This is a genomic window from Devosia sp. A449, assembly GCF_054489375.1.
Genome location: NZ_JBTMWU010000010.1, coordinates 31,356 through 54,538 on the forward strand (window position 1 = coordinate 31,356; position 23,183 = coordinate 54,538).

Below are 23,183 nucleotides of genomic sequence, written 5' to 3' on the forward strand. Positions count from 1 at the left end.
CTCAGGCCGCGCTCCAGCCCATATCCACCGGCAGCACAGCGCCATTGAGATGCCGCGCCTCATCGGAGGCGAGAAACAACACCGCATTGGCGATATCAATCGGCTCAAGCATGCCGGGATTGCTGGCGTGATACGCGTCAATCCGGCCCAGCGCGGCTTGGTCGAGTGCACTGTCCTTGACACTATCCATGATGTTGGTACTGACCCCACCGACCGCCAGCGCGTTACAGCGCAGACCCAGCTTAGCATATTGGTAGGCCGTACTTTTGGTCAGCCCGACAAGCGCGTGCTTGGACGCCGTGTAAGCCGCACCCGCGGCGCCACCACCAATTGCGGCGGCCGAGGCGATGTTGACGATCGAGCCGCCGCCCTGTTCCAGCATCAGCGGTACCGCTCTGCGCATGGCGAACATCGGCCCATCGACATTGACCGCCATGCAGCGCCGCCAGGTGGCATTGTCGACATCGGCCACCGATTGAAACAGATCCATGACGCCAGCATTATTGACCAGGATATCGATGCGGCCAAATTCGGAAACTGCCCGATCGACCATCGCCACGCAATCAGCCTCTTCGGCGACATTGCCGCTGATGCTGACGATGGGGCCGCCAATCTGCCGGACTGCCGCTGCAATAGCGTCGGCGTGCCAGTCGGCCCCAACGACTTTGGCGCCTTCGGCGATGAACCGGGTGGCAATGGCCAAGCCGATGCCTGACGCTGCTCCGGTGACAACGGCGACCTTATCCTGGATGCGCATTGGCAATGATTTCTCCTAAAAGGCACCGAATTGGAACGCACGATTGCACCAATCTGAGTCAACCCATGGTCCGACGCACATTCACAAACTTTAATGGGAAAGCAGGGTGGGCACGCGCAGATCGGTTAGAATGCCCTTGGTCGCGCCGCCCAGCACGAAGTCACGCAGTCGCGAGTGGCCATAGGCACCCATAACCAACAAGCCGGCATTCGCCGCTAGCGCTTCATCCTGCAAGGTCCGGGCGATTGGCCGGCTGTGGCCAACAATACCTCGGGCCTCTGCGGGGATACCGCGCCGCCCAAGATGCTCCGCCAGACGCTCGGCCAGCTTATCTTCCTCAAGCGGCTTTTCGTCGGTTACGGTCGCGACGATGACTTTCAGCGCCTTGGCCAGGAAATGTTCGGCATCAGCCACGGCACGAGCAGCAACCGCGCTGCCATCCCAAGCAATGACGATGGTGCCGTAATTGGGTAACTCCACCCGCTCGGGCAACAGCACGACCGGCCGCCCCGAGCCAAATATCACAGCCTCGATGACGCTCCTGCGGGCTGCATCTTCGCCGTTCCAGCCGAACAGCGTAAGATCATGGTACCGCGCCTGGTCGGCAATCACGTCGCCAAAAGACTCGGGAATGCGTTCGATTCGGCCCGAACGGAACCCTACGCCTGCGGGAGCGGCCAGATCGGCGATCGCCTGGGTCAGGCTCGTCCCCCGCACCTGGCACGCATTCCTGATATCCCGCACCATTCCCGGCACATCGATAACCAGACCCGTCAGCATGTTTGTGGGCGGTCGAAAGCTTGGCTCCAGGGAGAGAGCATGGATATCCGCTCCGAGATGGCTGGCGGTATGAACGGCGAGCTGGCCGACCTGTCCGGCTGCGGTATCGGGATAGGTAATCAGCGGAACCAGTGCCTGCAAAGTCATTGCCGCCTCGTGTTTTTGGGATTGAAAGCTCTTCATGACCGGATGTCCTGACGCCATGGCAGTAAGACCATAGGTCGATCGGAACAGACCGTCTTGATTTAGGTCAACAACTGCTTTGATACGAATATGGTTGCGGCCGCGCCGGATTTGCCGGCGCAGTGTCCGAAGAACTTAGAGCACGATTACACGCCGGATCGTTTGCTCGCGCGCAAGGAGAGCACGTGTCTGGGAGTAAGATTGTCGCACTGGCGGTGGATCTGCCCGCATTGGCGGCGTGGCATTAGCTTCCGTCATGTCCGCGAACGTAGGGTTGGTCGTGGGGCTTGCGCGTGAGCGGCGCAGCGTATTCCAGCATGCATATAATTCCCGATGTCGTGACGATCACCATGTAGTCGGCGAGTGGAGCCGCGAGGGGACGAATAAGTCCCGGCATCGATACCGTGAAGGATGGATCAATCCTGTTGGAACTGCCGCCACCCAGCCAAATGAGACGCAGGTCAATCAGCAGCCTCGTTTCGGCGACACCCTTCGCAGCCCAGCTTTATAAAGGTGCCGAAAAATCAGTGGGGATCCGACGTAGTGCCTGGGGTGGGAGAGGTGCAACCATATCGGCTGCCACCGGTTGACGGTTTGTTGTGTTCAGGTGGAATGGCTAAAGGGGCTGATAGGTGACGTTGGAAATCACATTGACGATAGGCATGGTCTCCGCGGCTTCCAAAGCCCTTGAAACTCGCCATTACACGGCTTTCCTGGGCGAAATGGTCGAAAGGACAGACGAACAATGATCATTGAGTCCTCGGATCAAGTGCCTCGTGTTACTCTACTTAGGCGCTTTCCAGTGCCCAGGAATTTTAAGGTTACGCGGGAATCGCGCATCGAAACCGGTAAGGTATGGGCTGCTCCGAGCGGCGCCACCCGGGTAAAGACGTTCGAGATTTATCGCTACGATCCTGATTTTGAAGCCAACCCTAGGATCGATACGTTTGAGGTCGATCTCGACGATTGCGGCCCGATGGTTCTGGACGCTCTCGTCTGGATCAAGAACAAGATCGACCCAACGCTTGCCTTTCGCCGCTCCTGCCGTGAGGGCGTTTGCGGTTCTTGCTCCATGAACCTGAATGGTACGAACTGGCTCGCCTGCACGAGATACATCTCTGATATGGCTTCGCCGGCCACCATCTACCCTCTGGCAAATATGAGGATCATCAAGGACCTGGTTCCAGATCTCACGCATGTCTTTGCGCAATATTCGATGATCGAGCCATGGCTTAAGACTAAGACACCGGTCCCCCAGATTGAACGGCTGCAATCTCCTGAAGAGCGCAGTAAGCTCGACGGCTACTACGAGTGCATTTTGTGTTTCTGCTGCACCTCAGGCTGTCCAAGTCATTGGTGGAATGGCGACCGCTTCCTTGGCCCGGCCGTACTGCTCCAAGCTTATCGCTGGCTGATCGACAGCCGCGATGAAGCCAAAGGGGAGCGGCTCGACGGTCTCGAAGATCCATTCCGGCTTTATCGATGCCACACCATTCTCAATTGCACTCGGACGTGCCCGAAGGGTCTGAACCCCGGGAAGGCCATTGCCGAGATCAAGAAGATGCTGATCGAGCGTAAAATCTGACTCGTAAAACGAAGAAGGTCTAAAATGACCGACCAAAGAATCCAAAGGGTCCGCCCGCTTTCTCCCAATATCCAGATCTACAGGCCCGAACTTACCTCGGTCTTGTCGATCGGCAATAGGATCACTGGCATTGTCTTAAGCATTTATTCCGTGGGCCTCGTTTTCTGGCTACTTGCCGCGGCGGCCGGTCCGCAGGCCTACTTAGCAATGCACGCGTTCATTGGCTCATGGGCCGGAAAGATACTATTGTTGGGGGGGACATTCTCTCTCTTCTGGCATCTTTGCGGCGGGATTCGGCACTTGATCTGGGACACTGTCCACGGGTTTGAGCTTCGGTCGATCTATATTTCAGGGTGGGCTGTTGTCATAGCGAGCGTGTTGCTCACTGTGTCAGCGTGGACCATTGGCTTGTTCTTCATAGGATAAATAAATGGACGGGCAGGATACACGCACCCCATTCTCTCGCGCTATCGGACTTGGCTCGGCAAGGCACGGCGTCGAACATTGGTGGGCAGAGCGCGTTTCAGCTGTCGCGCTCATTCCGCTGACCCTATGGTTCGTCGGTTCAATGATCGCTTATTCCAACAGCAGTCATGCGGTTTTCATTACATGGCTGAAGTCACCGCTTGCCAACATTCCAATGATATTGCTTTTGATTTCGCTGTTTTATCACACCGCGCTCGGCTTGCAGGTTGTGATCGAAGACTACGTTCACTCCGGGGTAAAATTCATAGCAGTAATTGCGGTTCGACTTGGCTGCTTCGCACTCGCATCCGCCGGGATCGTGGCCGTGCTGCGGATCGCCTTCGCCAATCAAATCTGACCGTGGCCCCAACGACCGCGAAAGCGTCTGCATTAAAGTTTGAAAGCGGCTGTGTGGGTCGGCGCCCCATGATCTAACCAGGAGACAACGTGATGTTCGTTGAAATTTTATTGCCTGCGGCGCGCGAAAGACTGGTCACCATCGCTGAAGACGCTCCCCTGATTAAAGCAGCGCAACTTCTTCGATCGGGAACCGATATCCTCGCGGTGTGCAATTCCAGCGGGGTGTTGCTGGGGGTCATTACGAAAACGGATGTGGTGAGCCAGATCAGCCAATGTCAAGGAGCAAGTTGCATCAGACCCGCCTCGTTGGCGATGACGCAAGACGTCATGCTGTGCCGGACTGGGGATTCTCTGGAAGACCTGTGGGCCCGCATGAATGAGCGCGCCTTAAAGAATGTTCCTTTCGTGGACCAGGATACCCAGCCCGTAGGAATTTTGAACGCCAGAGACATGCTCCAGGCCTTGCTGAAGGAGTCGACAAACGAGGAAGCCATGATGCGGGATTATGTCATGGGTGTCGGATACCGCTAAGGCCCGTGCTATTGGCTTACGGAAAACTTCATATGCCTGATAAAATCCCCGATGAACTAACCTCTTCAAATCAGCGTCAGCGGGCGCTGTCCAGATGGGACAATGAAGGCGGGGCGGTCTGTCCTGAGCCGCAGGCTTATGTGACATCTGACCAAGAAAATCATGAATATCCTCCGCTGACCAATGCCGAATTGGTCCACCTTCGTATCCGAGTCATCGCGCTCGAGAACCTTGTAATTGCCCTGTTGGCAGAAGCCTCGGATCGTCAGGCTGATCTTGCGCGGGAAATGGCAGGCTACATCGCTCCGAGGCCAGGATATACCCGGCATCCCCTGACAGTTCGCGCGGCGGAGCATATGACCGATCTTATCGATCGAGCCGCAAAATTCCAGTCGCCTCCGCCTTCTGCCGCACCCTACAAACGCACGCCGGTGTTTGATGAGAAGACCCTTCCTGAGCGACTGCGCCGAGAGCATCGGACAAAAGCCGGCGTCTGGGGCGTTATCCGGGTGCTCGATGGCCGACTGCGCTATCAAGTGCTTGACCCACCGTCGGAGCAGGTCCTCGAGCCCGGACTTCCTGGTCTGGTGTTACCCGACCAACCGCACCGTGTTGAGCCGCTCGGGCAAATGCGCATGCAGGTGGAATTCTATGACCAAATGCCAGACCTATAGTGTCAAATGGCCCGACAATAGTGTCCTTTCGGGAACGGCGGCCAGGCCCGTGCCCTTCGCCGATTGATGCGATCCAAGGTGATCGATGATGCAGCCTTAGGAGGCAATGGCCTGCGGCGACCTCGAGATCGTGTATCGGCCATGCCGCTGTTTCCCGCCACAATCACGACGCTGTTTCCGAGCCGGTCGGTCCCCGTGGTGCACAATTGGTCGATCACAGCGTTCGTGCTAGGTATGATCGGGGGCCTCACCGTTGGTGACTGGCATTCAGCAGCAGCGGGACGGTTTTAAGGCAGATGAGGAAGCAAGCAATTCCGAGTCTACCACACTATGGTCGTTGGATGAGATCGTCGCTCCTTCTGGCCGGGGGCATAGTCGCTGCGACCTTTTTGGTCAGCCCCGCATTCGCGCACGTCAAATGGTTTGCGCCCTACATCGTCGGCGCCTCCCCGCAGCCGGCTGGGAACACACTTACCAATACGTGGTTTTGGCTCGCCATCGCCCTGGTGCTCATTTTCTTCGTCGCAACGCGAGCCGTCGAGAAATCGCCATTGGGCGAAACAGTCCTCCTCGGCATGGACAAGGTGGCCAAGCCCCTGTGGACGAGACTTGACGACTTTGTACGCGCCGTCATCGGCGTATTCTTCGTGGCCATCTTTGCAGTCGGCGGCATTTATCTCACTCCAGACCTGAAAACCCCTTATGAATGGGTGTCGTGGATCCAACTGCTGATTGCTTTCGGCGTATTCTCGCGAAAAACGATGCCGTTCTCGGCAGCAGGAATCATTCTGCTTTGGGTGCTGGCACTCACCGAATACGATTTTTTCCATCTGTTGGACTATCTTGCTTTGGGCGTCGCCGTGGCGGGCTATCTCGTGCTCGCTGCGTCGAAGAACGAAGAGTGGCGCCGACACCGTTTCGAAGTGCTTCGCTGGGGTGTTGCCATCGCGCTTATGTGGTCAAGCCTCGAAAAGTTCGCCTATCCGGAATGGTTCTATCCGCTCGTTCTGGAGAAGCCCTTCCTTACTTTCGGCATGCCGCGCGACGTGTTTATACCAATGGCGGGAGTCGCCGAGTTTACCATGGGATTCGGCCTGCTCTGGACGCCGTTGGTGCGGCGGCTCTCAGCTATTTCGCTCTTTTTCATCTTCAACGCTGCGGTCTATCCGTTCGGGCGCATCGACCTCGTTGGACATGCGTTGATCATGGCGATCATCGTCGCCATTGCTGCCGATCCGGAACGACAGCTGCACTTCTTTCCCAAAATTCGAAAGTCGTTGGCGGGTGTACCTTCGGCACTCGCCGCAGCGCTCCTGGTTTTCGCGACCGGCTATTGGGGCCTGCATCTCGTCTTTTATGGCGCCGGGACAGATGCGGCCGTATCCACAACCGAAATGGCGACCCACACGTTCGACCCTGAAAATCCCCACTCTGTGCCCGGCGGCGTTGCGCCAGTAGGCGAAACGGCCGCGACACCGACGACTGGCGCAGCCGCGACGGCCCAGTTCGAGACGGTGATGGATACAATGCATCAGCCGATGATGGATGGCATTATGGACCCCGATCCGGACGTGGCGTTCATCCGCGGTATGATCCCTCACCACCAAGGGGCCATCGATATGGCACGAGTGGAGCTAAAGTACGGAACCGATCCTGAGAACCGCGCCCTGGCCGAACACATAATTTCGGAGCAGGAGCAGGAGATCGCCCAGATGAAGCGGTGGTTGGAAATGCGAAAACAGGCCACCTCGGAGTGACGAGCTGCTCCTCATCCACTGTGCCCTTCTGCATCAGCAGTATTTGGTTCCTAGCTTGAGAGAAAAGCGATCGATCCAGGGCCCCCTAAACTTCAAGGAAGGTGTGATTAATTTTCGAATAGCAGGTTGGAGGTTGGTCGAACCGCCGATGAGATTAAGAACTCGGATAAAGCCGGTAAAATTTTGATGCCGATACGACCAGTACGCTCGACGCGGCATGGATCGTGGGGCGGTTCGGACTGTTCCAATGGGACGTATTCTGGTGTCCGCTCCTGGGGGACAACATACGCCATCGAGGAATTCGGACGCTGGGCGAATGGGAATGCCGGTTCCGGAGCTATGGGATCTGACGTCGTGAAAACTGCGACCCGCTCCATAAATTTACCTCAGACGTCGCGATCCTTGCAACTGCTACGAACTTATATGGCCGCCGCGCCATCAGCGAGACGATCCACCGAGCAGTGTTGTTCGAATTGCCATCGGCATTCTTATGGCTCTGCTGGCCAGCTTTGACATGCTGTTCGTGGGAACCACCGCGGCTGTTATTGCCAGTACTGCGCAGTAGGGACTGGTCCTGCGCTTCCTGCAAACGGCGAACGTCCCTCGTAGTTCCTTCCACATCAATAGGCGCGTGGCATGGCCTGTCTCACTCCCCGTCGAGTTTATTTCGGACCTCGTTGGAAGATCTTAGGTGCAAGATCGTCGCGCCCGCGGGCGACAGATGCGCCAGCTCAATAGATATATCGACCGCTTCATCGAGCAGTGCGCGCAGAGGCACAGCGGCCGGATCGTGCGATAGGACGGCAATTGCCTGTTCGAGATGGTCCCTGACTTGCACATAAAGCGGGCGGGGCAGGGTGGTTTGCTTCATCGGTAACGCTCCACGGGCCCCAAGCGTACGGTGCGGCGCATGGGTTGCTAGAAAGCGAAAGTCTGCCGGACAATTTGACTGAATTTGTAGCACCAAATGAAAAGCCCGCGCCGAGTGGCAACGAGGCAGGCTTCGGAAGACGATTGCGCGAACTCGATACATGGCGCGCTCACCAAGACCGCCACCGCTTTCTAAACGAGCGATTAATTCACGGACAACACAACAACATCACAGGAGGCCACCATGGCCAAACTCAACTTCGCCCATGCGCTGGGCGAGGTGCTGGAGCACGAGGGTGGTTATGCCGTCATCCCGCCGACCCCGGTGGGGCAACCAATCTGGGGATCACCCATAAGACGCTGGCCAGCTGGCGCAAGGTTTCGCCCTGATGGGCCCCCCAAGGCCGAAGTCAAAGCCCTGAACCTCGCCAGCGTGACGCCGATCTACCGCAAGAACTATTGGGACGCGGTGCGCGGCGATGACCTGCCGGCCGGGCTCGATCTGGCGCTGTTCGACTTCGCCGTGAACAGCGGACCGGGCAGGGCAGCGATCACGCTGCAGACCAAGCGGCCATGAGCCGCCTCAGCGATGCAGAATTGTCGTCCCCAGCCGAGTATTCCGCTCCGAACGCGCCTTGCCGCAGTCATTCGGTGCAACTGGCAGACGAGGCGAGCGGGTCGCCATGTCGGGGGATTTTACCGCAACGGATCGGAGCTGTAAGGGACTGCCATGATGGCGGTGAACATGACATAGCCTAGGCCCCGTCTCGCAAAGCCGAGAACGCATAGCAGTCCGGCCAGCAGAACCGGGTCGAAATTCCACCGTCCCCACAGCGTGCCCGGTGACGGCGGCGGTCCACAATAGCTCATATTGAAGGAAAAGGCTGACGCTATGTCCATTCCATCCCAACTTGGAAAGTCTTCAGGAAAAGCTTTGGGGCATCCCGAGGTGCTCGGCTCCGAGATGCCCGCCGATCAAAGCTGGGCGGCCTCGCCACCCTGGGGCAGCGCATAGGCGATGAAGTAGTCCCCGATCGGGGTCTCCATGAAGGCGTGGCCACCTGCGTTGATCACCACGATCTGTCGGCCATTGGCCTCATAGGTCATCGGCGTCGCCTGGCCGCCTGCCGGAAGAACCGTCTGCCAGACTTCCTCGCCCGTCTCGATATCGATGGCACGCAGGATGTCGTCCGTCGTCGCCCCGATAAAGAACAGGCCCGAAGCGGTGATCACCCCGCCGCCATTATTGGGCGTCCCGATTTCCAGCGGCAACATGGAGGGGATGCCGAACGGGCCGTTCTTGCGCGCAGAGCCGAACGGGCGATCCCACAGCACTTCGCGTGTGTTGAGATCGATCGCCGCGATCCCGCCATAGGGCGGCTGCGAGCACAGCAGCCCCGTGAACGGCACCCGCCATCCCGCATTGACGCGGATACCATAGGGCGTCAGCGCCTGCGGGCTAATGCTGCCGTGGGATCCGCCGCCCGCATCCGCATCATAGTTCGGATCGGTGATCGGCAGCACGCCCAGGGCGTCCACTACCTCACGCGGGATGAGCTGATTGTAGTTGGGCATGTTGTTGTAGTTGGCGATCATGATGCCCTTTTCCGGGTCGATCGCCACGCCGCCCCAGTCCGAACCGCCATTATATCCGGGGAACTGGATCCAGGGCTGATCGACCGTCGGCGGCGTGTACGCGCCCTGGTAGGAAGCCTGGCGGAATTGAATACGGCACCAGAGCTGGTCGAGCGGCGTCGTGCCCCACATATCGGCTTCGGTGATGGTCGGCTTGAGCAGGTTGGGGAAGTCCGTCACATAAGGCTGGGTCGGCGAAAGCCGCTCGGGCTCGACCCCGCCCGGCGGCGCAGCACGTTCCTCGATATTGACCAGCGGCTCACCCGTCTCGCGGTTCAAGATATAGAACTGCGCCTGCTTGGACGGCATGACGATGGCCGGCACAGGGCCATCGGGAGTGGGAAAGTCCACCAGCGTGCCTTGACCTCCGAGATCATAGTCCCAAACATCATAGTGCACCGTCTGGTAGTGCCAGCGCACTTCGCCGGTCTCGACATCGAGCGCCACGATGGCGGTCGAATAGGTGCTTTCCTCGTCCGAGCGCTCACCGCCCCAATAGTCCACAGCCGAGTTGCCCATCGGCATATAAACCAGCCCCAGCTCGTCATCACCGGAGGCGATGGTCCACATATTGGGCGTGCCCGGGGTATAGATTTCCCCTTCGGGCGGCAGCCCGGTTTCACCTGGACGGCCCATGTCCCAAGCCCATTCAAGCTCGCCCGTCACCGCGCTATAGCCGCGAATAACGCCCGACGGCGCCTCGCGCGTCTGGCCATCGCTGACTTGGCTGCCCACGACCAGCACGTCCCTCACCAGGGTCGGAGGAGACGTCGGCGCATAAAACCCCGGTGCTGTATCGCCGATACCTTCAAGTAGGTTGACGATCCCGCCATTGCCGAAATCGGCGCAGAGCTGTCCCGTTTCAGTATCCAGCGCGATCATCCGTGCGTCATGGGTGAGGTTGACCACGCGCGTTGCGCACGGCTCTGTCTGGTCCGCCGTCGGATCCTCGAAGTATACGAGCCCCCGGCACGACGCGTTGTAGCCGATGGCGTCTACGGACGTTTGCGGGTCATAGGTCCAGTGTTCGGCGCCCGTCGCCGCGTCAAGCGCACTGATCTTGTTGAGTGCCGAGCAGAGATAAAGCCGGTCGCCGACCTTGACCGGCGTGTTCTGATTGCCGAACGGTTCGCCGTTCTCAGGCAGATCGCCGGTCCTGAATTCCCAGATCTGCTCGAGCTGGCCGACATTGTCCGGCGTGATCTGGGTCAGCGGCGAATAGCGGGCCGCCTTGTGCGTGCCGCCGTAAGCCGGCCAGTCCACGCCCGTCTCGAGCGACACATAGCTCGCAACCGGTTCTTCGGGTTCTACTGGCGCAGCCGGCTCTGTCGGCACCAGGGTTGGCGCAGGCGTGGCAGGAACCGCCGGATCAGCAGGTGTGGTCTCGCTGGCGGGGCCCGACGGAGCAGCTGCAGGCGGCGTCGCTTCTGGCTCCGTCTCGGCCGGCTGCTCGGTTTCCTGCGCAAATGCGCTATCCACGCTGTCCTGTGCCACGCCGATTGCCCCGAGCGCACCGGCCAGGGTTACCATCGCTGCGGCCATGCCGGAGCCGAAGCGCCGCACGGAGCCTCGAAGCACTGGAAGCGTCGTCAAAACCAGCAGCAGCACCACCGCAGGCGCGATGAGCCGAGGCACCTGCGCCCAGCCGTCCAGGCCCGCCTCCCAAAGCGCCCAGATCACAGTAGCGGCAAAAACGATGACATAGGTCCAGACCGCCGCCATCTCCCGGCGGAACAGAAAATAGGCGGTCAGCAACAGCCCGATCCCGGCGGGAAGGTAATACCAGGATCCACCAAGGGTGATTAGCCAAAGCCCGCCTGCCGCAATCGGAAGGCCAAATATCACCAGCGCCAAAGCCACCAACATCGTCCACCAGAAGCCCAAACCTTTACGGTTCGATCGTGACATTTCGTGCGTGGCCATGGATCCCTCCAACAAAGCAATGAAGCGCAACGCCACAAATTGGCCACGGTTCCGCATCGTGTCAGATTCCGTCCCCCGAAAGTACACAGAGCCGCGACTTTAGAAGGCGGCTGAACGGTCGATCAGGCACACAAATACCCCCATCAATTGTCCGGCGGCCAGCAGCAGCGTGTCGGCATTGCGCGCGCCCTCGCCACGCGCCCGAACATCCTGCTGTTTGATGAACCAGCCTCGGCACTCGACCCTGAACTGGTCGGCGAGGTCCTTAATGTCATCGGCCAACTGGCCGAGGAACGTGACCTGACCATGCTGCTGGTCACCCATGAGATTCGCTTTGCACGCGAGATTTCAGACCGGGTCTGCTTCTTTGATCAGGGCCAAATCCGAGAAGAAGGCACGCCTGAAGAACTCTTCAGCGACCCCAATGAGGACCGCACCCGCGAATTTCTCAAGGCAGTCTTGGACTAGCCGCAAATACGGGCCACTAGACGTCTCGATCCCTCCGATAGAGGCGTACCATGTTCACGGGCTGTCCAAGCATTTGCCAGTAGACCCGGGCGACCAGATCCTTCCTCGGCCCGCTGCGCACAACGTCAATGCCCAATGCCTGTCGTACCGCTGCCTCGGGCGATAGGACCCCCTCAACGATGATATCGATGGCGTCGATCATGACTGTTCTAAGATCCACGACGCGATAGGCCAAGGCCATTCCCAAAATCCTCTCGCTAGTCCGTCGGTTCAATACTGGCAGTGCCGCGCTCGAACAGCTTGATCTCCAAACCCTGCTTGTTGTAGCCGGGTTCACCCGCTGACAAATCAGGCAGCCGACGTCACATAGGCGCGTGGCCATTTCTTTTAAGGCTGCATGTCATCGATCTCAATGGTCCGTCCGGTCGTCAAGGTAGCTCTGTAGATCATCACACGTCCTCAGGTTCGCTCGCCATACCGCGGACGCTCTGGCATCGGAGGTCCCATGGCGTCCCCGATCGTCAGTACTCAGTGATCGGCATCGACAACAATCCCGCAGTGTCGATGCAGTCTTTGCCTCAGGGTACGGCAGTATTTTTCGATATTCGTGTGCCCTGCCGGGAAGCCCACTGCCTATTTTAGCAGTTACGGGGATGCTCCTATTCATAATTCGCAACCATCGGGGGCTCGGGCCGTTCTTCAGGCGCTAGTGGGGGCAAACCACTGCGGAGATGAAAATGAAGAATACCCTGATCCTAACTACGGCCGCCGTCTTTCTTGCGTCGATCGCTCTGCCTAGCTTCGCCCAGGATGCTGGTGCCGGCGCTGGAGTGACCGTCGAAACTCCGGCGGTCGATGCTCAGGTCGGCGTCGATGCAAATGCCGGAGACATGGCTGATGATACCTACGGCTCCGTGACGTCGTCGGTTGCAGGTTCGGCCGATGTCGACCTGTCCACTGTGGCCGATGAAGCCAGCGTCACCATTATTCTGCTGTCCTCGCTGCAGGGCAATGCCGACACCGAAGCTGCCGCGCTCGACGAGGCATTGACCGCCAATGCCGAGGCTATGACGACGCTGCATTCGAACATCGAAGCCAATGCGGCGATCAAAGCCAAGCTCGAAGCCGAAGGCCATAGCGCGGGCGATGTCGTTGCCGTGAAGAGCAACGCCGATGGATCGGTCATGGTCTATGTCGATGACCGCGCCTAGCCCACGATAGCCTAAACGCGCAAGAGGTCCATGGAGTATCAAGTTTCATGGGCCTCTTTCGTATGTCTTAGTCCTGCTGGCGCCGGCGCTCGGCAACGCGTTCGCGCCAGTGTCTCGTCTGAATTTGTCCGAGAACCAGGCGCCGAACCGTGTCTTCGGGGGTATCAACGCCCACCGATAGCATGAGGGTGCGCCCATCAATGCGAGCATGGATCGTTCCTGTTTCTACGAAGTACGTTGCCTTTATGGTCCGGCTGCCGTCCAAGACCTCAAGATCACGGACGATATGTTCTTCCTGCATGTTGGCCTCCTACGGGACCAGAATGCGGCAGGTTGGAGAGTGAGTCCAGTGGGCGGCAGTGTCCGCCTGAAGTCTTTGCTCGTCCCAAAAGGTGCATTCCATCACAGTGCCAAAAGGGTGCATCTAGGACAGGAAGTCGGGAGGGCCTATTGGGGCGCGCGCCCCTAGCCGTTGGAGGCATTGCTGCGTTACCGCCGTGAAACTGCCAGTTTAAGCCAGGCTATGGAAATGGGTGCCACGAAATGCGGTAGTATTGACGACATATGAGTCGCGCCGGGACGTCGAGCCGATGGTAGCCCTTGCTGTGCAGCGCGGTGAACGCTAGCGGCGCGCCATTCTCGCTTCGTGCTATATTCCATATGCGTGACGGTGAGACGCTAGGCCACTGCTTCGTCCTAAGCCTCGTCTTGCTCTCCAACGTTAACGATGGCCACCAGCCCAATGGCGGCTGCGGTTGGAGGCCGCTGCACTGGGGAAATTGCGGGTCTAAGTGCGGCGGAACGAAAGCGGAGGGTGAGCATTCTGGTCCCCAGGAGGCTGTTATGGCGAGCTACTCCAAGGACACCTTGCTAGCTTGAATTCCGACGCAGGTTGGGCCAGCGACAAGGCCCCTTTCGACAGCGGACATCAAGAACGACCCTATTGGCGCGCACCAGGAACACATGTTGAGGCAGCTTGATTGATGGTAACAGGATTCACCACCATCGGTCATTCCAGCCGAAACCTTGACGATTTCCTGGACATGCTGCGGGCGGCGCAGGTGGATTTGTTGATCGACGTCAGATCGTTTCCAAGATCGCGGACCAATCCCGTCTTTAATGCTGATCGACTACCGGCAGAGCTTTTCCCACTACAGATTGCCTACCGGCATGTCCCCGCATTGGGCGGTCGACGACCCAGACAGCAGGGGATTGAGGAGAACCTCAATTCCATGTGGAGGGTGCAGAGTTTTCACAACTATGCCGATTATGCCTTGGGCCACGATTTTGGAGTCGCCTTCGATGACGTCGTTAGCCTCGGTTGTGACCACCGCTTGGCCCTGATGTGTTCGGAAGCGGTTTGGTGGCGATGCCATCGACGGATAATCGCTGACTATCTCCTCCTAAACGGCCATGACGTCGATCACCTGCTAGCGCCTGGTCATTCTGACCGTGCTACACCAACCCCCGGCGCACAACTAACCGTTGGGGGGAAGGTGATTTATCCTGGCACGTAGGGCCCGTAGTCATGGGAACAATTTGGCCCATCGGCATGCCGGACCCAAGGAATGAAGTCCACCCTCGACCGTCTAAACGAATTGGCCGGCGGCATGGCCGATATCGTGACACGTTTCTCGCCGATCTCTGGAGTCAGCTGGCGCACGCCTGTAACCGTTCCCGCGCATAGGCCTCCGCAGCCGCAAACAAACGTTCTAAACGCCGGGACTGGTCTTGAACTTTTCGTTGGGTGGGTGTCCAAGTCCGCCATTGCAGACCTCCAGCACGCCGCCGACACTAGTGAGCGATGCTTCTCTATTGGCGAAGCTCTCAGCCATTGTTTCACGCAAGCCTTGGCACGTCGACTGCCGTGATCGGTAGTTGCGCTTTCCGACCGCCCGACGCGTGTCCCGAAACGACTGGCTCAAGCATGCATCTTGGCCAGACGCTTAGTTTGGCGGCCAGTGGCACCTAGATATGCGGTTCCATTACCATGGTGCGAAGCCGATGTTCCAATCTAGAATGAGCCGCGCCATCCGATCGCGAGAACGCGGCTCGAAGGGGCCGATGACCTATCAACATTTAGATCCAGTAGGGCGGGATGCCATAATAGTCGTAAACGCGGCGACCACTTTCTGGCGACCAATCATAGTCCTCCTCCCCAGCGTAACTCGGGGCACCTTCGATCTGCTCGCGCGCAATATCAACGCGATACCCGTCTAGCGACTCATCGTAGGTCAGTTTGGACCAGGGAAGGGGATAATGATCGTTGCCGATGCCGAAGAAACCGCCAAAACCAAGCACTGCATAAGATACGCGACCGCCCCGCTTCTCCAGGATTAGGCGTTCGATTGAGCCGACGTGTTGGCCGCTGGAATCGTACACTTTGGTTCCCTCCACCTTATCGCTAGCAATAAGGTCGTGAGTTTCTTTGATATTTGTGTCCTGGGCCATTTTTGTTTCCTCTCGCTGGGTTCACGGAACACAACGGTGCGAAGCGGCAGCGGTTCCAACTGCGAACCGTGTTGGATGCTACTCGGGGTGGGGAAGACCGAATATAGTCGGCGGGTGGTGAAGTCAGCCAAGGGAGACTTTGAGCTGATGGCCGAGTGGAACCGCCCGAGCGATTGCACACTCACCATCTCCTGGTTCACGTGCAGAGGTCTGCAATTCAGCATCGCTGGCGCGGGTTCAGTCCGACATCAACGCTGCCGCTCTGAAACGCTGCGCTCGAAAAAGGCGGGAGTTATTCGATCAAAATCGCCATTGCCGCGCGACCCAAATCAAGCTCATGATCTGGGTCGGTTTCTTATCTGGGACTTCGAAGATCATGGCCGATCATCCGTTTTTTGTGACATTCGCAACTGGGGTGGCGCACGCTGCGGGGCGACCGTTGATCTTTGCCATGGCTTGCGCAGGCATTGCGGCATGGGCTTTGTCGGGCCCAGTCTTTGGTTTCTCTCAAACATGGCAGCTGGTGATCAACACCGGCACGACCATCATCACATTTCTTATGGTGTTCGTGCTTCAGAATACTCAGAATCGAGATGGCGCTGCGGTTCAGGCCAAGCTCGATGAGTTGATACGAGTGAGCGCCGGCACGAACCGCCTAATTGGCTCCGAGCACTTGAGCGAAGAAGAATTGAAGCACGTTCGGGACGTCATCGCTTTGGCGGAAGCGAGGCAAGACCGGCGAAGCAATTAACGGTGCACGCGAGTGGTGAGTTTAGCATAATTACCGTGCTGCCGGCGCACCTCTCATCCAACGCCTCAGAGTACCCACCTGAGTAGGAGCAACGATAAGGGACGTCCGAGTGGAGTCTCGGGATGGCGATTCACCCGCCGATGTGAACATCGACCTGGACGCGGTTCATCAACGTATCGTACGCATATTTCAACAGTACCGGCGATTGGACAATCGGCACAGCGGTGCAAAATTCTATTCACCGCCATTGCCAGTCTAGCTGTTCCTAGGGCTCATAACCTAGCTGGATGGCGCCCCGCGCTTCCGAGGGGCGCCAATTTGCGCTACTTCGCCGAGGCGGTGAATCCACCTTCGTCACACATTTCGACGGTCAGAGTTTCCAGATCAATCTGTGCATCGGCCGCAGGCGCAGCGGCTTCCGCAGCTGGTGCTGCATCTGCTGCCGCCGGCGTTTCAGCGCCTGCCGCTGGTGCAGGTGTTGTTGCCTCCGCAGCGGGGGTCGCTGCACGAAGCTCGTCGCATTTGGCCTGTACAGCTTCGACCTGATCGGCAGGGACGGCGCTGCCGCCGATCATGTGCTCCTGCGCTATCGCGGGTGCCGACAACCCTAGGGCCGAAGCCAGAGCCAATGCCGATATCAGTGCTTTTGCGTTCATATTCTTTCTCCTCTTGCGCAGTTGGCTTCTTGCCAATGCTGATTGCAAACGCGGATGGAGAAGCGATGGTTGCGGCGTTGTTGGACCTAGGTATACACTCATCGTTTCTTTTGAAGAATAGGTTCTACAAACACTAATTGTCGGATATGGAAGACGATAATTTGAAAATGCACTATAGTTTTGTTCGACTGGATGACGATTAGCCTGTCACTTTCCTGTGTTTTTGCTATAATTGCGTCCCTTGCGGCAGTATGGTCGGCAAGGCGTGACGGGAACCGGCATGAGCGTGTCCGACAATGCGAAGTCGGGAGATCGAGACCACCGCCGCCGGGAGCGAGGTGAGCGCATGTCCTCGGCGAACGTGAGGAGTGTAACCCGGTATGTTTACCTGCGCGACCCGGTCGACCTATGGACCGTCTGGGATAATGACCGCAAAGAGCCAGCCGCACTGGCGGGCGACGTCTTGATGGGACGTCGCAGCTCCAGGCAGAAATAATACTGTGTGCGTTTCTGCAGACCTTGAACGATGCCGGCAAGAGCGCAACCCGCGTGGCTGATGTGTGGTGGCCAACGGCATAGGTTGATCGGGCGAAGCCACACCGGAGGAGGCTAGTAATTCACGCCGCTAGCGCCCGCTGCGTAAGACGGCAACGGCATTGCAAGTAAGCCTTGAAGGACAGTTGCGGCCATACTGATCATTGTCCACCTGAGCAGTGGCCATCGGCATCGACTGTGAGCCTGGCCACCCAACGCAGCTATTCAGGGTTCGATTTGCCGTCTCGGGCGATCACACGATGCGCCAGTACCCGCAATGCCGCTAGCACCAGCACCGCCAACAGCGCCACTCCGAAAGCTACCAAATAGTATCCCAGCGCCGAGGCAATCCCCACCGTGCCGGCGAGCCACATTCCGGCCCCGGTTGTCAGGCCCTGGACGTTACTGCCACTCCGAAAAATCGCTCCTGCCCCGAGAAACGCGATGCCGGCCGTCACGGCTTCAACCGCGCGGATCGGGTCGACCCGCGAGCTGCTCGCATCCCCCAGCGTATGATAGATTTCAAAGGCCAGTATGGTGAACAGTGCAGCCGCTACGCAAACAAGAATGTGGGTCCGCAAACCAGCGTTGGCGCTATCCACCTCTCGCTCGAAGCCGATCATCGCCCCGAAAATGGCTGCGATGAGCAAGCGGATAGCAATGATATGCTGCGGCAGATAGGTTTGGACATATCCGAACTCGTTGCCTACGTCCATCTCGAGAACCTCCGTTGAAGCGCATCAGCTCAACACCACTTGCCCGATCCGGTTCCGTTGCGCGCATGCCAGGAAGATTGTGTAGGTGACTGCGGCCGCGATGAATCAACCCAGATGGCTTAGATGATGTATTTGTTCCATCCGCCATACTGCCCATCGATGTTCCCCTTCGGCAGGCTGCACGCCATCAGCAACGCCCCAGCCAGGAACGCAGCGATGGTCTGGAGCAGTGAGGCGCTCAGCAGGAATGGCATGATGATCAGCGCCGCACCCAGTGCGAGGTTGAGCAGGCGCACGGCCCGGGCGACTTCCGCCATGGCGGTGACTGCGACGACGATGACCAAAGCGCCGATCAGGTGATCGGCATTGGCCAGTGCGCCCTCGCTGCCCAGCGTCAGGCGCGTCGTCATCAAGAAAATGCCGATAACGACCGATATAGCGAGCGTCCACGGCAGGCCGACGCCGCCTTGAAGATCGACAAGCAGCTCGCGCGGCGGGCGGCCAAAATCATCCTTGTGCTGGCGATCGCCCTCATCGGTATCGCCGAACAGGAACGCGCGGATCAAAATGCCTTGCTGGTGCTTGCGCATTAGGAACTGGCCCGTGGCGACCAGTTCATCAAGCGAGTATGGGATCTGGAGCACCATCGCCGTCGCGGCGATGAGGCAAAGCGCACACCAGGTGCCCAGCAAGATCGGCTGGATGATGATGAAGGTGACCGAGACGATGCCTAGTGGCACGATCATCAACCCGAAGATGAAGACCAGCCAGGGGATGGTGCGCCAACGGCGCGAGGAGCCGATCACGCCGGTTAAAATCTCAAGCATGTAGGTCGCCGCGCCAATACCCGCATCGGGCACCGGCTAGGCCTTCGAGACCTCGGAGGTGATGATATCCTCAGTGCCGTTGAGCAGGGGCTGTGCCGCGCCGGAAAAAAATGGATCCCAGACGCCATCGACATGGCCGAGCTGATAGGCTGTCAAATAGCGCGAGACGAAGAAGCCGACCAGCGCCAGACCGACGATGGGCGCCCGCTGCAGGAAGGTGGAGGGAGAGACAGTCCAGCCGGGCGGTACATCGGGGCCGGTCTGCATCGCCAATGGCGAGATCAGCGGGAAGGGGCGCGATACCACGGCGAAAGCGATGGCCAAAGAACCGATGGCCGTGCCGTTCAGGTAGGCTGCGGCGGACGGCGTCCAGAACAGTAGTGGCGCGAATAGCACCCAGAGTCCCACGATTCCGGCGGCAAACCGGGCGAGCGGCAGGGTCCAATTGAGCGAGAGTGCACCGAACACGACCAGCAAGACGCCCGCGATCCAGTCGCTCCAGATCATCTCGGGTTGGGTATAGACGAGCAGGGTTGGGCTCGTGATCAACCAGACGCCCAGGAAGATGTTGGCGAAGTGCGCCCAAAGCCAGGAGAAATGTTCGCGCTTGACCGTCGCTTCGTGGCGACGGCGGATCGTGTCGGGATTCATCTCCTTGTCCGCCGCCTCGATCATCCAGGCGAGGGGCACGATCTTGTTGGCCTTGTAGAAACCGATAGGATCGGCCGTGAGGTTGGTCACCAGGTCCTCGAGTACGGTCTCGATGAGGTGCTGGGGCTGCCAGCCGAGCTGCGCGCGCGCCAGGGTGATGTCCAGCGCATAGTGATCGTCGGCCATATCGATCATAAACGGGCGGATGAAAGGCTTTTCGCCCTGATCGAAGCTGTCGGGCACGGCGGGCTCCAGCGCATGCTGCACGAAAGCCCCGGCCTTGGCGAGCGGCCTGGGGAGGGTGATGGTCGCCCATTCGTCTTCGCCATGGATCAACTCGCCGATACGGCGCTGCAGAACCTGGTAGCTGAGTGCGCCAGGTTCGCCGATCAGGATAGCGCCGCGTGGGGGCAGGCTGGTGCGCCGCTCGATGGTGGCCTTGATCGCATCGACCATATCGTCGGCGTGCAGGAAGCTCTGTCCCGCATCCGGATCGCCGGCATAAAGGCCACTTTCAAAGTCGCGCTCATAAATCCTGGTCAGCTGCTGAGACAAGGTCGGAACGGCAATCTTTTCGTCATACACACCGGCCAGGCGCAGCACCGTGTAGGGCATGTCGCCGGCCTCACGGGCGATGGTGCGCTCGGCCGCCGCCTTGGATTTTGGATAGGCCCAGCCTGGTTTGAGCGGCGACTTCTCGGTAATGAGCTCTCCGGGCCTGCCCGGCGCATGCACCAGCATCGTGCTCGCGTAGATGAAGCGCTCGACGGTGAAGGATTGGAGTTTACGGATCAGTCGGCGCGTGCCGTCGACATTGACCGTTTTGTAGAGCGGATTGTCCTCGCCGCTGAAGTCGAAGAAGGCCGCCAGGTGGACAACTGCGGCGATGGTTTCGCCGTGATCAGTCCTGATTGTATCCAGCGCGCTGGTGACGCTTTTGTCGGAGACCAGATCGCAGGCATAGATGTTGGCCAGGTTCGCTTCTGGCTCCCGGTCAAGTCCCACGATGGTGAAGTCCGCGGCCAGATGCGTGATGAGTCTGGTGCCGATACGCCCGCCAGCGCCGGTGATCAGAACAAGTGGTTTAGCTTGCGACGCCATGACCACACAACGGGATGGAGTGCTTTTGGTTTCGTCGGTGAGAGCATCGTCTGTGACTCTGCTGATTTACCGGGCCTTACGCATACCCGCCTGTGTTAGGAGCCACCGCTACAGAAGGCCTTGGAGCGCTGACCAAATCGTTTCGTCCTTCACCGTCTCGCCGCGAACGACAGGCCGAGAAGCGGCGAGATAATCCTCGAACTGGGCGGGCAGACCTTCGCCAGCGTCAGGGTATGGGTTCGTCTGCAGATGCAAAATGCGGTTCTGATGTGCCGCTATTACCACAGAGACCCCGCTTGCTGCCGACATCGACTACGTCTCCAGCCGACACAATGCGCGAGAAGGCAAACTCTCTATTGCCCAGGTCGAGTACCACGTGGTTGCCTGCAGGGTTCTCGATGTCCGTTTGGCCGATCGGGTTGTCCGGCAGATTGTTGACGACTGACACCACTGTTCCATCGGAGTCAAAATCATCTTACCCAGCAATAGTAGCTCTCGAGGTCCCTACCGGCATTTGAGTGAAACCTGAACCACGCGTTGCCTCCCATATCGTTTCCTTTCGGCCTGAATGCCAAGGTCACCAAGGTCAACAATCAAGCCGAGGGTCAGTTCCGCGTGGCGAAGACGCCGTTTCCACGGACGATAGCCCAGCGCCTATGTTGCAGTCGTGCACAATAGCTCCCGCGAGTGAGGGGGTTGGAGCAGTCATGAAAGTTATTGGTGATGCAGCACGGGCGGGACAGAGACTCGTGTGCCGTTTCGTTGGCCAGTGCGAGAAACCGGCAAAATCGCACTGTCTCCCTTGCCGCCAGGTCCGGTTGACGCGTGCTGCATCAGCCCAACAACCATCCCAGCGCTTGATGGTTCCTTTTTGCCGGCGCGCGCAGCAGCCTCTGGCCGCAATCTATCCAGATGGGGTGCCCGCGACAATGGAAACAAAGCGAGACCGAAAACACCGTCATCTCGGCCACTTCTTGGGGCCACTTATTTGCCGTCGATGTTCTGCCGCCAGTGTCTTTGACGACGTACTCGTTGTCCGCCCTTGACCCAGGATCGGGTGATGCTGGTGTTGGTGGCGTCCGTCACCTTGATGCTGGCATTCGCCGCCCGACTTAATGGGGCGGCGAAATGATCACGGTCGTTGGCGAGGCGGCGTGTCCTCCGGGACTATGGACACCTTGCCGCCCACTTCCAAAATGGCGAACTTGATCTGCTCCAGCCGTTCAAGTCCTTGTTCGCGTGCGAACTCCAGCACTTCTTCAAGATCAACCCGGGCCCGACGCAAGGCAAATTCGTCCGGCTTGCCATGGCTGACCAGCACGGTTGGCGTACCTTCCAGCACAAGTTGTATCCGAACCGACGATCGTTTGAGATAGGATAGCGCGATATCAAGTGTGAATAGCGTAACGATAAGAACAAACGCGTTTACCAGCGAATAATCGTCCGTCAACATGGCCTGCTGGGTGGTTTCCGCCACGATGAGCAACAGCACCAGATCGAATGGGGTCATCTGCGCCAAGGTGCGGCGGCCAGATAGCCGCATTACGAGCAACAGAATGCCATAAATCGCGGCGCCACGAATAACGGTTTCCAAGTCTTCCTCCCGATTGCGCTACGGCAATATGAGAATGTGAAACTGGACCGGCGCTCCCTCGTCCACGGCAATGCCGTAGGTGGCCAGCCCCGGCGATTGGGCCCGCATCTGCAGTTTCGCGCTGGCCGGATCGCCGGCCTTGAAGCGAAAGCTCAGCCGATTGCCATCCGCGCCAGCTTCCGAGCGCTCAGGCGATGGTTGAATTTGTTCAATCTGGAAATTAGCGACAAAATCTGGCGACAGCAGCAGCGTGCGTCGGGGGGCCCCTGCATCAAATTGCACGATGAACTCATCCGCGCCTTCCCAGCGGGCGACGCGTGGATAATCCAGCGTCCCTCCCTGCATGATAACGGTGCGACGCGCGAAAACGCCGCTGTCGCCGGTTAGGCCCAATAGGGCCAACACGATGAACACAAGGAATGCGCCCCAGGTGAAGCGCTCGACAGTCCAGAATTTCTCCTGAAACTGCCGGTGCTCGTCAAGCTGCAGTCCATCCGGTCGAACGGGGGGCGCGTCACTTCGATCGGCGGACAACGGGCTTACTCCTTGCGGGGTCGACGTTGGGGTTTTCGCGCCCTCGGATTAGGCAACCGCTGGGGTGGCGCGCACGATATCGCGAATTAGCAGATCGATGGAAATGCGCTGAGGCACGGTATGGTGGACCTCCGCTGTGTCGTTAACGAACACCCCGCCCGGCGGTTCC

Annotated in this window: 24 protein-coding genes and 1 pseudogene; 12 read left to right on the forward strand and 13 right to left on the reverse strand. The window is 58.8% G+C overall.

Annotated features, from left to right (window positions below; genetic code table 11):
- Position 1: 1 nt before the first annotated feature.
- Entirely contained in the window at positions 2-757 is a 756-nt protein-coding gene (locus tag ACX3OW_RS19995; protein WP_459097557.1) for an SDR family oxidoreductase, read from the reverse strand.
- Positions 758-847: 90 nt separating this feature from the next.
- Positions 848-1,720, reverse strand: coding sequence for a universal stress protein (locus tag ACX3OW_RS20000; RefSeq protein ID WP_459097558.1), 873 nt, complete (start codon positions 1,718-1,720; stop codon positions 848-850).
- 745 nt (positions 1,721-2,465) lie between these two features.
- Here ACX3OW_RS20000 and ACX3OW_RS20005 point away from each other — a divergent pair.
- The 6 genes from ACX3OW_RS20005 (at position 2,466) to copM (ending at position 7,092) form a co-directional block, all read left to right on the forward strand.
- A complete protein-coding gene (locus ACX3OW_RS20005) occupies positions 2,466-3,305 on the forward strand; it encodes a succinate dehydrogenase iron-sulfur subunit (protein WP_459097559.1) in 840 nt (279 codons plus the stop codon).
- A 24-nt stretch (positions 3,306-3,329) separates the two neighbouring features.
- On the forward strand, positions 3,330-3,731 hold the full coding sequence (sdhC, locus tag ACX3OW_RS20010; RefSeq protein ID WP_459097560.1) for a succinate dehydrogenase, cytochrome b556 subunit: 402 nt from the start codon (positions 3,330-3,332) through the stop codon (positions 3,729-3,731).
- Positions 3,732-3,735: 4 nt separating this feature from the next.
- Positions 3,736-4,128, forward strand: a complete 393-nt coding sequence (sdhD, locus tag ACX3OW_RS20015; protein ID WP_459097561.1) for a succinate dehydrogenase, hydrophobic membrane anchor protein — start codon at positions 3,736-3,738, stop codon at positions 4,126-4,128.
- Positions 4,129-4,220: 92 nt separating this feature from the next.
- Positions 4,221-4,661, forward strand: a complete 441-nt coding sequence (locus ACX3OW_RS20020; RefSeq protein ID WP_459097562.1) for a CBS domain-containing protein — start codon at positions 4,221-4,223, stop codon at positions 4,659-4,661.
- A gap of 32 nt (positions 4,662-4,693) precedes the next feature.
- Positions 4,694-5,335 (forward strand): DUF1971 domain-containing protein, encoded by a 642-nt coding sequence (locus tag ACX3OW_RS20025; protein ID WP_459097563.1) that lies wholly within the window; start codon positions 4,694-4,696, stop codon positions 5,333-5,335.
- A gap of 341 nt (positions 5,336-5,676) precedes the next feature.
- The gene (gene copM / locus ACX3OW_RS20030) at positions 5,677-7,092 is read left to right on the forward strand and encodes a CopM family metallochaperone (protein WP_459097564.1); all 1,416 of its coding nucleotides are present in this window, start codon (positions 5,677-5,679) and stop codon (positions 7,090-7,092) included.
- A 646-nt stretch (positions 7,093-7,738) separates the two neighbouring features.
- Here copM and ACX3OW_RS20035 read toward each other — a convergent pair.
- Positions 7,739-7,963, reverse strand: a complete 225-nt coding sequence (locus tag ACX3OW_RS20035; protein ID WP_459097565.1) for a hypothetical protein — start codon at positions 7,961-7,963, stop codon at positions 7,739-7,741.
- A 143-nt stretch (positions 7,964-8,106) separates the two neighbouring features.
- On the opposite strand from ACX3OW_RS20035, the gene ACX3OW_RS20040 reads away from it, so the two are divergent.
- Together ACX3OW_RS20040 and ACX3OW_RS20045 are read left to right on the forward strand one after the other, a co-directional pair.
- Positions 8,107-8,352 (forward strand): glycosyl hydrolase 108 family protein, encoded by a 246-nt coding sequence (locus ACX3OW_RS20040; protein WP_459097637.1) that lies wholly within the window; start codon positions 8,107-8,109, stop codon positions 8,350-8,352.
- The gene (locus tag ACX3OW_RS20045) at positions 8,243-8,539 is read left to right on the forward strand and encodes a glycosyl hydrolase 108 family protein (protein WP_459097638.1); all 297 of its coding nucleotides are present in this window, start codon (positions 8,243-8,245) and stop codon (positions 8,537-8,539) included. The genes ACX3OW_RS20040 and ACX3OW_RS20045 overlap by 110 nt, the downstream gene beginning before the upstream one ends.
- Positions 8,540-8,937: 398 nt before the next feature.
- Here the strand turns inward: ACX3OW_RS20045 and ACX3OW_RS20050 are convergent, their stop codons facing one another.
- Positions 8,938-11,520 carry a membrane-bound PQQ-dependent dehydrogenase, glucose/quinate/shikimate family gene (locus ACX3OW_RS20050; protein ID WP_459097566.1) on the reverse strand — a complete coding sequence of 861 codons (2,583 nt, stop codon included), beginning with the start codon at positions 11,518-11,520 and terminating at the stop codon, positions 8,938-8,940.
- Positions 11,521-11,658: 138 nt separating this feature from the next.
- On the opposite strand from ACX3OW_RS20050, the pseudogene ACX3OW_RS20055 reads away from it, so the two are divergent.
- Both ACX3OW_RS20055 and ACX3OW_RS20060 read left to right on the forward strand, forming a co-directional pair.
- Positions 11,659-11,988, forward strand: a pseudogene (locus tag ACX3OW_RS20055) (ATP-binding cassette domain-containing protein); the annotation flags it as partial.
- Between the two features lie 737 nt (positions 11,989-12,725).
- Positions 12,726-13,199: a hypothetical protein gene (locus ACX3OW_RS20060; RefSeq protein WP_459097567.1), complete on the forward strand. Its 474-nt coding sequence runs from the start codon at positions 12,726-12,728 to the stop codon at positions 13,197-13,199.
- Between the two features lie 67 nt (positions 13,200-13,266).
- Here ACX3OW_RS20060 and ACX3OW_RS20065 read toward each other — a convergent pair whose 3' ends face one another.
- On the reverse strand, positions 13,267-13,500 hold the full coding sequence (locus ACX3OW_RS20065; protein WP_459097568.1) for a hypothetical protein: 234 nt from the start codon (positions 13,498-13,500) through the stop codon (positions 13,267-13,269).
- Between the two features lie 682 nt (positions 13,501-14,182).
- Between ACX3OW_RS20065 and ACX3OW_RS20070 the strand changes: the two genes are divergently transcribed.
- Positions 14,183-14,716 carry a DUF488 domain-containing protein gene (locus ACX3OW_RS20070; RefSeq protein ID WP_459097569.1) on the forward strand — a complete coding sequence of 178 codons (534 nt, stop codon included), beginning with the start codon at positions 14,183-14,185 and terminating at the stop codon, positions 14,714-14,716.
- A gap of 562 nt (positions 14,717-15,278) precedes the next feature.
- Here ACX3OW_RS20070 and ACX3OW_RS20075 read toward each other — a convergent pair.
- Positions 15,279-15,650 (reverse strand): PRC-barrel domain-containing protein, encoded by a 372-nt coding sequence (locus ACX3OW_RS20075; RefSeq protein WP_459097570.1) that lies wholly within the window; start codon positions 15,648-15,650, stop codon positions 15,279-15,281.
- Positions 15,651-16,026: 376 nt separating this feature from the next.
- Between ACX3OW_RS20075 and ACX3OW_RS20080 the strand changes: the two genes are divergently transcribed.
- Positions 16,027-16,401, forward strand: a complete 375-nt coding sequence (locus tag ACX3OW_RS20080) for a low affinity iron permease family protein (protein WP_459097571.1) — start codon at positions 16,027-16,029, stop codon at positions 16,399-16,401.
- Positions 16,402-16,724: 323 nt separating this feature from the next.
- On the opposite strand, the gene ACX3OW_RS20085 is transcribed toward ACX3OW_RS20080, so the two are convergent.
- From ACX3OW_RS20085 to ACX3OW_RS20115, 7 genes are all read right to left on the reverse strand, one after another.
- Positions 16,725-17,057: a hypothetical protein gene (locus ACX3OW_RS20085; RefSeq protein WP_459097572.1), complete on the reverse strand. Its 333-nt coding sequence runs from the start codon at positions 17,055-17,057 to the stop codon at positions 16,725-16,727.
- A gap of 755 nt (positions 17,058-17,812) precedes the next feature.
- Positions 17,813-18,307: an MgtC/SapB family protein gene (locus ACX3OW_RS20090; RefSeq protein WP_459097573.1), complete on the reverse strand. Its 495-nt coding sequence runs from the start codon at positions 18,305-18,307 to the stop codon at positions 17,813-17,815.
- A 119-nt stretch (positions 18,308-18,426) separates the two neighbouring features.
- Positions 18,427-19,167 carry a vitamin K epoxide reductase family protein gene (locus ACX3OW_RS20095; RefSeq protein ID WP_459097574.1) on the reverse strand — a complete coding sequence of 247 codons (741 nt, stop codon included), beginning with the start codon at positions 19,165-19,167 and terminating at the stop codon, positions 18,427-18,429.
- Positions 19,168-19,170: 3 nt separating this feature from the next.
- Positions 19,171-20,886 (reverse strand): NAD-dependent epimerase/dehydratase family protein, encoded by a 1,716-nt coding sequence (locus ACX3OW_RS20100; RefSeq protein ID WP_459097575.1) that lies wholly within the window; start codon positions 20,884-20,886, stop codon positions 19,171-19,173.
- Between the two features lie 226 nt (positions 20,887-21,112).
- A complete protein-coding gene (locus tag ACX3OW_RS20105) occupies positions 21,113-21,334 on the reverse strand; it encodes a hypothetical protein (RefSeq protein ID WP_459097576.1) in 222 nt (73 codons plus the stop codon).
- Positions 21,335-22,018: 684 nt separating this feature from the next.
- Positions 22,019-22,480 carry a DUF421 domain-containing protein gene (locus tag ACX3OW_RS20110; RefSeq protein WP_459097577.1) on the reverse strand — a complete coding sequence of 154 codons (462 nt, stop codon included), beginning with the start codon at positions 22,478-22,480 and terminating at the stop codon, positions 22,019-22,021.
- An 18-nt stretch (positions 22,481-22,498) separates the two neighbouring features.
- Positions 22,499-23,014 (reverse strand): hypothetical protein, encoded by a 516-nt coding sequence (locus ACX3OW_RS20115; protein WP_459097578.1) that lies wholly within the window; start codon positions 23,012-23,014, stop codon positions 22,499-22,501.
- Positions 23,015-23,183 lie beyond the last annotated feature (169 nt).